This is a genomic window from Candidatus Aalborgicola defluviihabitans (genome assembly GCF_016705985.1).
Lineage (GTDB): Bacteria > Pseudomonadota > Gammaproteobacteria > Burkholderiales > Burkholderiaceae_C > Allorhodoferax > Allorhodoferax defluviihabitans.
In genome coordinates this window covers 412,994-425,100 of record NZ_JADJKN010000002.1, presented here as the reverse complement: position 1 = coordinate 425,100, position 12,107 = coordinate 412,994, and the positions used below count along the sequence as shown (strand labels likewise).

Here is a 12,107-nt window from a genome sequence, read left to right as displayed (position 1 = left end):
CTTGGCTCGCTACAGCCTTGGTATTTACGGTTTCTTATATGCAAAATGGGCTTGCAGCCCTCGATCACAGTACACATAGCGCTATCAAAAACGTAGTAGATTTTGATCAAACCACCTGGAAGCATTTGCTGGCCAAGGGTGCACGCCCTGCGGCCTACGTGTTCACCAACAGCTTTTGTTCCACCTGCCCTGAAGTGTTTGAACTGTTGCAGCAAACCGTGCAGCAGAATGCGCAGCCAACGGGCCAGCCGGTGGAGCTGGCGGCCATTCTGATGGATGTGCGCGGCGAGCGGGCGCTGGCCCATGCCCACCACTATGCTGGCGTAACCAGCATTTACGCCTTTGACGGTTTTGAGCCGGCTATCCGTCAGGCTGTGGACCCGAAGTGGCGCAACATTACGCCCTATGTGGTGCTGGTGGCGCGCAACGGCAAACAGCAGCGCGTAACCGGTCAGCCCACACTCGCCCAGCTCAAGGCCTGGTTGAATTGAACCCTGAACGTTGACCCCTTTTTTAACCTGAGGAAAACCACCATGAAACTCAACACCATCACCGCCATCCTCGCCCTGTCATGTGGCGCCCTGTTCGCCCAGGCTGCGAGCGCCCAGACCGTGGACGTACAAGGTGCCTGGGCCCGCGCCACCGTGCCCGGCCAGAAGGCTACCGGCGCTTTCATGAAACTCACCGCCAAGGACGGTACCAAGCTGGTGTCCGTTTCCACCCCGCGGCCGGTGTGACCGAGGTGCACGAGATGAAGATGGACGGCGACGTGATGAAGATGCGCGCCGTGGAAGGTGGCCTGGACCTGCCCGCCGGTAAGGCGGTTGAACTCAAGCCCGGCGGCTACCACGTGATGTTGATGGACCTGAAGGCGCCGCTGCCCAAGGACAGCACCGTGGCCCTGACGCTAGTGTTCAAGGACGCCAAGGGCGTGGAAACCAAGCAAGAGGTCACGCTGCCTGTGAGCACCGTCGCACCCGTGGGGACCATGGCCCATAGCGATCACAAGCACTGATCGTTAGCCGTCCACGCGCATGTCGTCCACTGCATTTTGCAGGCTGATGCGCCACCCTCGGGTGGTGTGGTTAGCCTTGCTCATTGCAATCTTGGGAGCCCTGGCGGTTCCCATGTCGCATGCCATGGCGCGTGGCGATTGGATGGGGTTGGTGCAGGTCTGCACCAGTACAGGCACCCAAACGGTTTCTTCGGACTCTGCGCCTGTGGGGCGGGAGTCTGCGCCCCTCATGGCGCATTGCCCCTTGTGTCTGCACCACGCAGACAGTCTTGTAGCGCCACCGGGCTTGCAGGTGCAGGCATCCCCTGTGGTGTACCTACAAAGGATTGCATCTGTCTGGCAGGCCACGTTTACCAGCACGTACTTTGCGTTTGCACCGCCCCCACGCGGGCCACCGCGTTTCATCTGAGTCGGTTTTTTTGCTTGCCGCACGCTGCGTCGTGCGCCTGCGCCTCTCTCATTTGAAAACGCAAACCAGGTATCCCCGTGTCACCATTCACCCTTCGTGCTCTTCCATGGTCCATTGCCATGGCCTTTCCCGCCCTGTCGTTTGTCGCCAGCCCCGTAATGGCAGTCGACGGCCCATCTCCATCTATTACCCTGTCGCCGGTTGTGGTTGTCGAAACCAAGCCGGTCGATCCGCTGGCTGGTACCACTTTGTTGGGCGGCTCCGGCCTGGCTCGCAAACGCGCAGCCACCAGCGATACAGCCGGTTTGCTGGGCGATGTTCCTGGCTTGAGCCTGTTTGGCGCGGGTGGTGTGTCCAGCCTGCCAACGCTGCACGGCCTGGCAGATGACCGTCTGCGCATCAAGGTCGATGGTATGGACCTGATTTCGGCGTGTGCCAACCACATGAACCCGCCGCTGTCCTACATTGACCCCAGCAACGTGGGTAGCATCGAAGTGTTTGGTGGCATCACCCCGGTGAGTGCTGGCGGTGACAGCATTGGCGGTGCTATCGTCGTCCATTCGGCAGCGCCCGAGTTTGCCCAAGCCGGGCAGGGCACCCTGGTAAAGGGCCAGGTGGGTACCTTTTACCGCAGCAACGGCAATGGTCGGGGTACCAACCTGTCCTTGCTGGTAGCTGGCGAGAATGTGAGCCTGAATTTCGCCGCATCCACCGCGCAGTCAGGCAACTATGAAGCCGCACAGGCTTTCAAGACGGGGCTGGTACCCACGACAACCGTCAGCACACCGGGACCCAAGGAAGTGGGTTCATCCCTGTTCAAGTCCAACAACCAGTCCTTGGGTTTGGCATGGCACAACGAAAACCACCTGTTGGAACTCAAGCTGGGTTCGCAGGACATTCCGTACCAGGGCTTCCCCAACCAGCGCATGGATATGACGCGCAACACCAGCGACCAGGCCAACCTGCGCTACACCGGCCAGTACGACTGGGGCCAATTGCAGGCGCGTGTTTACAACGAGAATACCCGCCACACCATGAACTTCCTGGAGAACAAGCTGGGCAGCGTCACGTCACTGGGCATGCCCATGGACACCGAAGGCAAGAACACCGGCGCATTGGTCAAGGCTGATGTCAACCTGTCCACCCGCGATGCGTTGGCCGTAGGCGCCGAATACCAGCGCTACCGCATGAGCGACTGGTGGGACCCGGTCAGCGCCACCCCCGGCATGATGGCACCCAACAAGTTCTGGAACATCCGCGATGGTCAGCGTGACCGCGCCGACGTGTTTGCCGAGTGGGATGCGAAATGGAGCACCCAGTGGCAATCGCAAGTAGGTGTGCGCAGCGCCAGCGTGACCATGGATGCCGGCAAGGTGCAGGGTTACAACGCCATGGCTGGCATGATGGGCTACGGCGATCCCGCCAACCCCACATCGGTTCCTGGTGCGTTCAATGCCCTGGACCACAAGAAGACCGACAACAACCTGGATTTGTCGGCCCTGCTGCGCTACACGCCCGATACCCAAAGCAGCTTTGTCGGGGGCTTTTCGCGCAAGAGCCGCTCGCCCAACCTGTACGAACGCTTTGCCTGGTCGACCAACAACAACATGGTCATGAACATGATCAACTGGATGGGCGACGCCAATGGCTATGTGGGCAACCTGAACCTCAAGCCCGAAACCGCCAACACCCTGAGCGCCACGGCCGACTGGCACGATGCCGCCCGGGCCCAGTGGGGTCTGCAGGTCACGGCGTACACCACCTATGTGCAGGACTACATCGATGCGGTTGCCTGCGCGGCGGTGGGCAAGGTTTGCCCGGCACGGACCGATAACTTCGTCAACCTGAGCTTTTCCAACCAAAGCGCCCGGCTGTCCGGGGTGGATATTTCTGGCTACCGCACCCTGTCAGATGCAGACGCTGCTGGCAGTTACAAGTTGACCGGGCAAATCAGTTACCTCAAGGGCAAGAATGGCGACACGGACGCTGGCCTGTACAACACCATGCCGCTCAACGCCAAGCTGGCGTTGGTGCAGACAACCGGGCGCTGGACGAATACCGTCGAGGCGCAATTTGTGGATGCCAAAACCGAGGTGTCCAAGATTCGCAATGAACAGCAAACGGCCGGCTACGGACTGCTCAACCTGCGCAGCAGCTTCGAGTGGAAAGTGGTGCGCCTGGATCTGGGTGTGGATAACGTACTGGACCGCTTCTATACGTCCCCATTGGGCGGCGCGTACGTGGGGCAGAGCCCCAAAACCTGGGGCATACCGGTGCCGGGGCCAGGGCGCTCCATTTACGCGGCCATCAGTGCGCGGTTTTAAATGCGAGTGAACGAGGAGGGTTCCATGCAATCAAGTTTTAACACCGATCGGGTTCTGGCCTCGCCTGGGGCGGTCACTTCGCCCTTCGCCAGGGCGTTGTTCGATCAGTCCATCGCCCTATTTTTGGGTGGCGAGCCTGAAGCTGCGCGGATGATCTTGCACGAGGTGGTCAAGGCAACGGTCGGATTTGAGTTGCTGGCCGAGCTAACCAATCGGTCGTGCGCCAACCTGCGCTCCATGCTGTCATCCAAGGGCCGGCCCGGTATGGACAACCTGTCGAGCATTTTCCGGATCCTTCGGGATTGGCTGCATGTACGGGTTGATGTGCAGGTGCTGGATGCAGCCTAGATCGGTTGGGGGTGGTAATCGTTTAGCAATAAAGCACGACATTGGAGTAAGCTGTCAACTGTTCAAAGTAGACAACCTCCCATGGAGTGCATATGAGCGATACAGATACCACCGGTTTCGGCAAATTCGTTCCCGGCTTTGATTTCCTGCAAAACATCGCCAAGGGTGCCAGCAATAACATTCCACAGATGCCCAATCTGGGGAACTGGGTTGCACCCACGCTCAACGTGGAAGAGCTGGAAAAACGCATTGAAGAGCTCAAGGCTGTGCACTTTTGGCTGGAACAAAACTCCCGCGCCCTGGGCGCCACCATCCAGGCGCTGGAGGTGCAGAAAATGACCTTGGCCACCCTCAAGGGCATGAACTTCAACATTGGCGATGTGGCCAACGCGCTCAAGCTCAAGGCGGCCGAGTCCGTGCACACCGGTGTGCAGCGCGTGACCGAGCGCGCTGCATCCACCGCCAAGACCATTAGCGATGTGGCCACCGGATCGGGCAGTGCCGGTGCCAAGGTGAGTAAGGCGGCAGCGGGTGTGGGTTCGATGGTGGATCCGATGCACCTGTGGGGCTCACTCACCCAACAGTTTCAGCAGATTGCAGCTGGCGCATTCAAAGAGGCATCCACCAAGACTGCTGTGGACATGACCAAGAATATGGCAACCGGCATGGCCAAAGGGGCCATGAAATCCGCCAAAGCAGCTGGCAAGAAGGCCGCCAGTGGCGCGGTCAAGCGTGTAACCAAGCCTGCGGCGCGCAAAACTGCGCCCCGCAGCCGGTAGGGTCGGCTCGCGCAATACCTCCGCAGTGGGTGCGGATATGAAGCTCTTTCCCTACGCCCACGCCACCCATCCGCAGTGGCAAATGGCTGCCGCCCTGGTTCTGGCGCAGTTGCGTGCGCAAATGGCGCTGCACGGCTATGCCAGTACGCCCACATTGGCGTTGCTCTACATCACCGACCACTATGCTGGTGCGGCCCAAGACATTCTGGAGCACCTGGGCGCCGAACTGCCCCTGGTGACCGACTGGTCGGGCACGGTAGGTGTGGGCATCATGTCCAACAACATGGAATATTGGGACGAGCCAGCCATGGCCGTCATGTTGCTGGAGTTGCCCAGCGATCAGTACCGCGTATTTTCCGGGGTGGCGCCGCTGGGCCTGGGCTTTGAGGCCCATACTGCCTTGGTGCACGCCGACCCTGGCACTGCTGACCTGGGCGAACTGATTGTGGAAATGGCCCAGCGTACCGACGCCGGCTACCTGTTTGGTGGCCTCTGTAGCAGTCGCGGCCAATCCGTGCAATTTGCGGTGGCGGGCAACGGCAACATAAGCGGTCACGGTGCCGCCAGTGGGGTATTCAGTGGCGGCCTCAGTGGTGTGGCCTTTGGCCCGGACGTGGCCATGGTGTCACGCGTCACCCAGGGTTGTACACCGGTTTCTGTGGCGCATACGGTCACGGAGGCTGATCACAACGTTGTGGTCACGCTCGACGGCGCACCAGCGCTGGACGTGATGCTGGGTGATCTGTCGATTTCGCTCCAGCAACCCCAGGAGGCAATGGAGGTGCTGCGTGCCACTCTGGTCGGTCTGGTGCCGGCACAGGGTTTACGGTCTGATGCCGTACAACGCAGTGGCCACTTTGGAGAGGACGTGGTGGTGCGTCACATCATCGGGCTGGACACCGGGCGCCATGGCGTTGCTGTGGCGGACCGGGTTGAGGCCGGCACGCAACTGGTGTTTTGCCAGCGTAATGTGCAGGCCGCACGGGCCGATCTGACCCGCATCTGTGCCGAAATCCGTGAAGAACTGGAGCCCCAGGAACAAGCACTCGAAACCGCACATGCCGTACAGGCATCGACGCGGGAAGCCGAGCCCCACCCAGCCCGTCGCATTGCCGGTGCGATCTATGTGAGCTGCACGGGTCGCGGCGGCCCCCACTTTGGCGGACCCAGTGCCGAGTTGCAATTGGTGCGCCGCGCCCTAGGCGATGTGCCCCTGGTCGGTTTTTTCGCTGCTGGAGAAATTGCGCACAGCCATCTATATGGCTACACCGGCGTGCTGACTGTGTTTATTGCGTCACCTGGGGAGGGCATTATGTGACAGTCGGTTGCAGTGTCAAGGGTTGTCAAGCATGAAAATTCGCCATTTGAACCGGCTCATGGTGAGTTTGACGCTGCTCATCCTGCTGGCCGTGGGCGCGCTGGTTTTGGCGCTTTTAACCACGCAGGGCCGTATTGCTGCCAGCGAACAACAGCACTGGCGGGCGCATCTACTGGCCGATGAATTGCTGCAGAGTTCAGATGACATGAGTCGCATGGCCCGCAGTTATGTGGCCACCGGCGATGTACAGTTTGAACAGCACTATTTCGAGATTCTCGGCATTCGCAATGGTCTGCACCCACGACCCGACCACTACGATTCGACCTACTGGCATCTTGCCGGTGTGGGCAGGGCACTCGCTGTGGCGCCCGGAGAGACCGTACCTTTGCTCTCCCTGATGGAACGTGAGGGTGTTCAGGGTCAGGATTTTGCGCCGCTGCGCGAGTCCCAAGCGCAGTCCGATGTGCAGTTGGACATGGAGCGTCAAGCCTTTGCCGCCATGAAAGGGCTGTTTGCCGATGCCGCTGGGGCTTACACGGTGCGCGGCGCCCCCGATCCACACCTGGCCAACAACTTGCTGTACAGCGAACGCTATGCAGACGCCAAGGCCCGCATCATGGCGCCTATCCAGCAGTTTTCTGACGCGATCGATGTGCGCAACCAAACCCGTATCGACAGCCTGCGCGCGGCCATGAGAACCCAGGTACTGCTGCTGTTGGTGCTGGTCGGTGCCACGTTGATTGGCCTGTTTGCTTTTGTCCGCTACAACAGGCGCGCCGTTCTGATACCGCTGCAGCGCCTGGGGCACCACGCACAGCGTCTGATGCGGGGCCGCTATGACGCACGCATTCACTTGCAAAGTGACAATGAACTGGCCGAACTGGGCGCTCATTTCAATGCCATGGCCCAAGCACTGGAAAACGACGCGGCGCAGCGCCTGCAGTCCGAACAGGCAACTGAAAAGGCCGTGGCCGACTTGGCCGCACGCGAGCTGCTGCTGCAACAAATTTTGGATACTTCCAGCGTAGGCATCTTTCTGATCAACCTGGAGGGACGCATCACCCACGTGAACCGGCGTACTGCGGAAATGTTTCACTGGACCATTGCAGAGCTGACAGGCAAGGAGTATGTGGATCTGGTTGCGCCGCCGCAGCGAGAAATCGGGCGCAACCGGATGCTCCAATTGCTTGCTGGAGAAATCCCGCTGTCCGAAGTGGAGCGCCGCTACTGGCGTGCCGACGGAAGTGAATTCTGGGGCCATCTGTCCGGGCGACGCATGCTGGCTGTGGATGGCCAGACCGTGGGGCTGGTGGCCGTGATGGCAGATATTACCGACAGTAAGCGCGCTGAGGAGCGCCAGCAGCATCACAACCGTGTGCTCAAGTGTCTGGCGGATAAGGTTTCCATGCAGGCGGTGCTTGAGACCATGGTTTTGGACGTGCAAGCGATGCAGCCCACCAGTCTGTGCAGCATTCTGTTGCTGGATGCCCAAGGACAACATCTCCACCATGTTGCGGCACCCAGTCTGCCGGTCTTTTTTATCCAGGCTTTGGATGGCGCGGCCATTGGGATGGGTGTCGGCTCCTGCGGTACGGCGGCCTTTACCGGAAAGGTGGCGATAGTGGAGGACATCGCCACCCATCCCTGGTGGATACCGTTTCGGGACCTGGCGCAGCAAGCCGGATTGGCCGCGTGCTGGTCGCAGCCCATTCTGTCGGCACAGGGACGGGTGCTGGGTACCTTTGCCATTTACCACCGCACGCCGGGCGGCCCTTCGGCAGCGGATATCGAGCTGATTGAGGACGAGGCTCGGCTGGCGGCCCTGGTGATTGAGAAGTCGCACGCCGACAGCCGCCTGCAGCTGGCCGCCAGCGTGTTCAGCCATGCCCGCGAAGGCATCATCATCTCCGATGCAGCTGGAATTATCGTGGAAGTGAATGCCACTTTCACCGAGATCACCGGTTATACCCGCGAGGAAGCTGTCGGGCAGTCTCCACCCAAGCTTCTCAAATCAGGCCATCAAGGGCGAGAGTTCTATGAGAATCGACACCGCGTGCTGCAGGAAAAGGGTTACTGGACCGGCGAGGTCTGGAACCGGCGCAAAAGCGGCGAGGTGTTTGCCGAGATGCTCACCATCAGTGCAGTGCGCGATGCGGCAGGTGAATTGACCAACTATGTGGCACTGTTTACTGACATCACGCCACTCAAGGAACACCAGCGCCAGCTGGAGCACATTGCCCACTTCGACGCGCTTACCGGCCTGCCCAACCGCGTGCTGCTGGCCGACCGCATGCAGCAGGCCCTGACACAGAGCCAGCGCCGGGGCTTACCGGTCGCGGTGCTGTACCTGGACCTGGATGGTTTTAAGGCCGTGAACGACACCCATGGCCACGGCGTAGGGGACGAGTTGCTGGTGGCGCTGGCGCACCGCATGAAGGGTGCGCTGCGAAATGGTGACACTTTGGCGCGTATTGGTGGGGATGAGTTCGTGGCGGTGCTGGTGGATCTGGAATCGGTGGGGGATGCCCAACCGGTGCTGCAGCGCCTGCTGCAGGCCGCAGCGGACCCTGTGGATATGGGCAGCAACAGTCTTCAGGTTTCTGCCAGCATTGGCGTTACGGTCTATCCCCAGGATGGCGTGGAAGCCGACTTGTTACTGCGTCACGCTGACCAGGCCATGTATGTGGCCAAGCAGGCCGGCAAGAATCGTTACCACCTGTTTGACGTGGCCCAGGATACGGCGGTCAAGACCCAACGCGAAAGCCTGCAGCATGTGGCGCGTGGCCTGCAGCGCAACGAGTTCGTTCTGTACTACCAGCCCAAGGTCAATATGGCAAGCGGTGCGGTGATTGGCGTCGAGGCCCTGATCCGCTGGCAGCACCCCGAACGCGGGCTGCTGGCACCAGCCGCCTTTTTACCGTTGATCGAAGACCATCCCATCAGCGTGACGCTGGGCGAGTGGGTGATTGCCGCCGCCCTGGGGCAGATGACCCAATGGCGTGCACAGGGGCTGGACGTGGCAGTGAGCGTAAACATTGGCGCGCGCCAGTTGCAGCTGAACGACTTTGCTGCGCGCCTGACCCAGTTGTTGGCGCAGTACCCCAATGTGCCACGCCAGCGCCTGGAGCTGGAGATTCTGGAAACCAGTGCACTGCAAGACATCACCCAGGTGTTCCAGTCCATCCTTGCCTGTCAGGCTATGGGTGTGCGCTTTGCGTTGGACGATTTTGGCACCGGTTATTCGTCCCTGACCCATCTGCGCCACCTGCCGGCCGAGGTCATCAAGATCGACCAGAGTTTTGTGCGCGACATGCTTGAAGACCAGGACGACCTGGCCATCGTCAAGGGCGTGATTGGCCTGGCCTCAGCCTTCCACCGTGAGGTGATTGCCGAAGGGGTGGAGACGGCTGAACACGGCCGCTTGTTGCTGGAGCTGGGATGCGAGCAGGCCCAGGGTTACGGCATTGCTCGCCCCATGCCGGCGCAAGAACTGCCTGACTGGGTGCGCAGCTGGCAGGTCAAAGCAATCTGGATAGTTTGATTTTTGCTATGAAAATAGAAGCGCATTGCGTAGACTTGACGAGGGCTAGAGGTCAAATGCCTCGTGATCTCTGTTGCTTGAACTGCGCCCGGAACGTACCGAACGTGCCCGCGTCCAGCGCCGCGCGCACCTCGGCCATGAGGTTCAGGTAGTAGTGCAGGTTGTGCACCGTGGCCAGCATGGGGCCCAGCATTTCGCCGCAGCGGTCCAGGTGGTGCAGGTAGGCTCTAGAAAAACCCTCGCGCCCGCCCTGGTCCCATGAGGCGCCCGATGTGCCGGCGCAGGCGTAGCAGGTGCAACTGCTGTCCAGCGGCTGGTGGTCGGTCTTGTGGCGGGCGTTGCGAATTTTCAAGTCGCCAAAGCGGGTAAACAGCGTGCCGTTGCGCGCGTTGCGGGTAGGCATGACGCAGTCGAACATATCCACGCCGTCAGCCACGCCTTGCACCAAGTCTTCAGGTGTGCCCACGCCCATCAGGTAGCGCGGTTTGTGTGCGGGCAGGCGGTGCGGTGTATGCGCCATGATGCGGTTCATTTCGTCCTTGGGCTCGCCCACGCTCACGCCACCGACCGCGTAGCCGGGGAAATCCACTTCAACCAACTGGTCCAGCGACTCCTGGCGCAGATTCTCAAACATGCCGCCTTGCACAATGCCAAACAGGGCGTTGGGGTTCTCCAACTTGGTGAATTCGGCCTGGCAGCGCTTGGCCCAGCGCAGGCTCAGTTCCATCGACTGCGGGCCTCGCGCTCGGTGGTGATGTGGCCCTTGGTGTCATAAGGCGTGCATTCGTCGAACTGCATGACGATGTCGCTGTTCAGCACGGTCTGGATCTGCATGCTGATCTCGGGCGTCAAAAACAGCTTGTCGCCGTTCACGGGGCTGGCGAACTTGACGCCTTCTTCGCTGATTTTGCGCATTTCGCCCAAGCTCCACACCTGAAAGCCGCCCGAGTCGGTGAGGATCGGCTTGTTCCACTTCTCAAACGCGTGCAGGCCGCCAAAGCTGGCCATCACGTCCAGCCCCGGGCGCATCCACAGGTGAAAGGTGTTGCCCAGAATGATCTGCGCGCCCATGTCTTCCAAGCTGCGCGGCATCACGCCCTTGACCGTGCCGTAGGTGCCTACCGGCATGAAGATGGGGGTTTGCACCACGCCATGGTTGAGCGTCAGCGTGCCGCGACGGGCGTGGCTGGTGGTGTCAGTTTTGAGAAGGTCGAATTGCAGCATGAGGCTATGGTCCGGTAGTGTGGGGTCAGGCGGGTTGACGTGCCAGCAACATGGCATCGCCATAGCTGAAGAAACGGTATTCGCGGGCAATGGCGGTGCGGTAGAGCGCCATGATGGGGTCATAACCGGCAAAGGCGCTGACCAACATCATCAGGCTGCTTTTGGGCAGGTGGAAGTTGGTGACCAGCAGGTCGATTAGCTTGAACTCAAATCCCGGGGTAATGAAGATGCGGGTGTCTCCCGTGGCGATGCCGCTGTGTGCCCAGCTCTCCAGGGTGCGCACGGTGGTAGTGCCAACGGCTACAACGCGATCACCGCGCGCCCGGCAGTCGGCAATGGCTTGCTGCGTGGCGGCGGGCACCTCGTACCACTCGCTGTGCATGTGGTGCTCACTCAAATTTTCGGTTTTGACCGGCTGGAAAGTTCCCGCGCCCACGTGCAGCGTCACATGCGCGCGCTGCACGCCCATGGCGTCCAACTGGTCCAAAAGCGCCTCGTCAAAGTGCAGGGCGGCCGTGGGCGCAGCCACGGCTCCAGGATTCTTGGCAAACACGGTCTGGTACCGAATAGCGTCTTCGGCCGAATCGGTGTGGGTGATGTAGGGTGGCAGCGGCACGTGGCCGTGGGCTTCCATTAGCGTGTAGGGGTCGTTGCCCGCGTCGTTGGAGAGTACAAAGCGGAACAGTGGGCCATCGGCATCGGGCCAGCGGCCCAGCAGGGTGGCGCACAGGCCGTCTTCTTGGCCCGACGCGCACACCAGCTTCAGCGTGGCGCCCACTTCGGGCTTTTTGCTGACCCGCATATGGGCCGCCACCTGGTTGCCGCCAAGCACACGTTCCACCAACAGTTCGACCTTGCCGCCTGTCGCCTTTTCGCCAAACAGTCGCGCGTTGATGACCTTGGTGTCGTTGAAAACCAGCAGGTCGCCCGCGCGCAGCAGGCCCGGCAGGTCGTGGAAGATGCGATCCACCGGGGGGCTGGTGCGACCATCGAGCAGGCGCGAGCCACTGCGTTCGGGGGCTGGATGCTGGGCAATCAGGCTCTGCGGTAGCTCAAAATCGAAGTCGCTGAGCGTGTGGGACGTGGTGACGGTGTTGGTCACCGCTGTAGTAGCAGGTAGAGACATAGTGCTTGAGGGGCGGACAAGCC

At 60.8% G+C, this 12,107-nt stretch carries 9 protein-coding genes and 2 pseudogenes; 8 read left to right on the top strand and 3 right to left on the bottom strand.

Annotated elements, in window-relative coordinates; translation table 11 throughout:
• Window positions 1-38 precede the first annotated feature (38 nt).
• Both IPI80_RS02400 and IPI80_RS02395 read left to right on the top strand, forming a co-directional pair.
• Window positions 39-491 carry a hypothetical protein gene (locus IPI80_RS02400; RefSeq protein WP_413856791.1) on the top strand — a complete coding sequence of 151 codons (453 nt, stop codon included), beginning with the start codon at window positions 39-41 and terminating at the stop codon, window positions 489-491.
• A 42-nt stretch (window positions 492-533) separates the two neighbouring features.
• A pseudogene (locus IPI80_RS02395) lies at window positions 534-1,015 on the top strand (copper chaperone PCu(A)C).
• A 3-nt stretch (window positions 1,016-1,018) separates the two neighbouring features.
• On the opposite strand, the gene IPI80_RS02390 reads toward IPI80_RS02395, so the two are convergent.
• Entirely contained in the window at window positions 1,019-1,246 is a 228-nt protein-coding gene (locus tag IPI80_RS02390) for a hypothetical protein (RefSeq protein WP_413857614.1), read from the bottom strand.
• On the opposite strand from IPI80_RS02390, the gene IPI80_RS02385 reads away from it, so the two are divergent.
• The 6 genes from IPI80_RS02385 to IPI80_RS02360 all read left to right on the top strand — a co-directional run bounded on the left by IPI80_RS02385 (window position 1,140) and on the right by IPI80_RS02360 (window position 9,734).
• A complete protein-coding gene (locus IPI80_RS02385; protein ID WP_413857576.1) occupies window positions 1,140-1,424 on the top strand; it encodes a DUF2946 family protein in 285 nt (94 codons plus the stop codon). The two genes, IPI80_RS02390 and IPI80_RS02385, sit on opposite strands and share 107 nt — an antisense overlap.
• 77 nt (window positions 1,425-1,501) lie before the next feature.
• On the top strand, window positions 1,502-3,748 hold the full coding sequence (locus IPI80_RS02380; protein ID WP_413856789.1) for a TonB-dependent receptor: 2,247 nt from the start codon (window positions 1,502-1,504) through the stop codon (window positions 3,746-3,748).
• A 24-nt stretch (window positions 3,749-3,772) separates the two neighbouring features.
• Window positions 3,773-4,096: a transcriptional regulator gene (locus IPI80_RS02375; protein WP_413856787.1), complete on the top strand. Its 324-nt coding sequence runs from the start codon at window positions 3,773-3,775 to the stop codon at window positions 4,094-4,096.
• A 92-nt stretch (window positions 4,097-4,188) separates the two neighbouring features.
• The gene (locus IPI80_RS02370; protein ID WP_413856785.1) at window positions 4,189-4,875 is read left to right on the top strand and encodes a PhaM family polyhydroxyalkanoate granule multifunctional regulatory protein; all 687 of its coding nucleotides are present in this window, start codon (window positions 4,189-4,191) and stop codon (window positions 4,873-4,875) included.
• A 37-nt stretch (window positions 4,876-4,912) separates the two neighbouring features.
• On the top strand, window positions 4,913-6,193 hold the full coding sequence (locus IPI80_RS02365) for an FIST C-terminal domain-containing protein (RefSeq protein ID WP_413856783.1): 1,281 nt from the start codon (window positions 4,913-4,915) through the stop codon (window positions 6,191-6,193).
• Between the two features lie 31 nt (window positions 6,194-6,224).
• On the top strand, window positions 6,225-9,734 hold the full coding sequence (locus tag IPI80_RS02360; RefSeq protein ID WP_413856781.1) for an EAL domain-containing protein: 3,510 nt from the start codon (window positions 6,225-6,227) through the stop codon (window positions 9,732-9,734).
• A 52-nt stretch (window positions 9,735-9,786) separates the two neighbouring features.
• On the opposite strand, the pseudogene tgt reads toward IPI80_RS02360, so the two are convergent.
• A pseudogene (gene tgt / locus IPI80_RS02355) lies at window positions 9,787-10,958 on the bottom strand (tRNA guanosine(34) transglycosylase Tgt).
• A 25-nt stretch (window positions 10,959-10,983) separates the two neighbouring features.
• Window positions 10,984-12,084, bottom strand: a complete 1,101-nt coding sequence (queA, locus tag IPI80_RS02350) for a tRNA preQ1(34) S-adenosylmethionine ribosyltransferase-isomerase QueA (RefSeq protein WP_413856779.1) — start codon at window positions 12,082-12,084, stop codon at window positions 10,984-10,986.
• Window positions 12,085-12,107 lie beyond the last annotated feature (23 nt).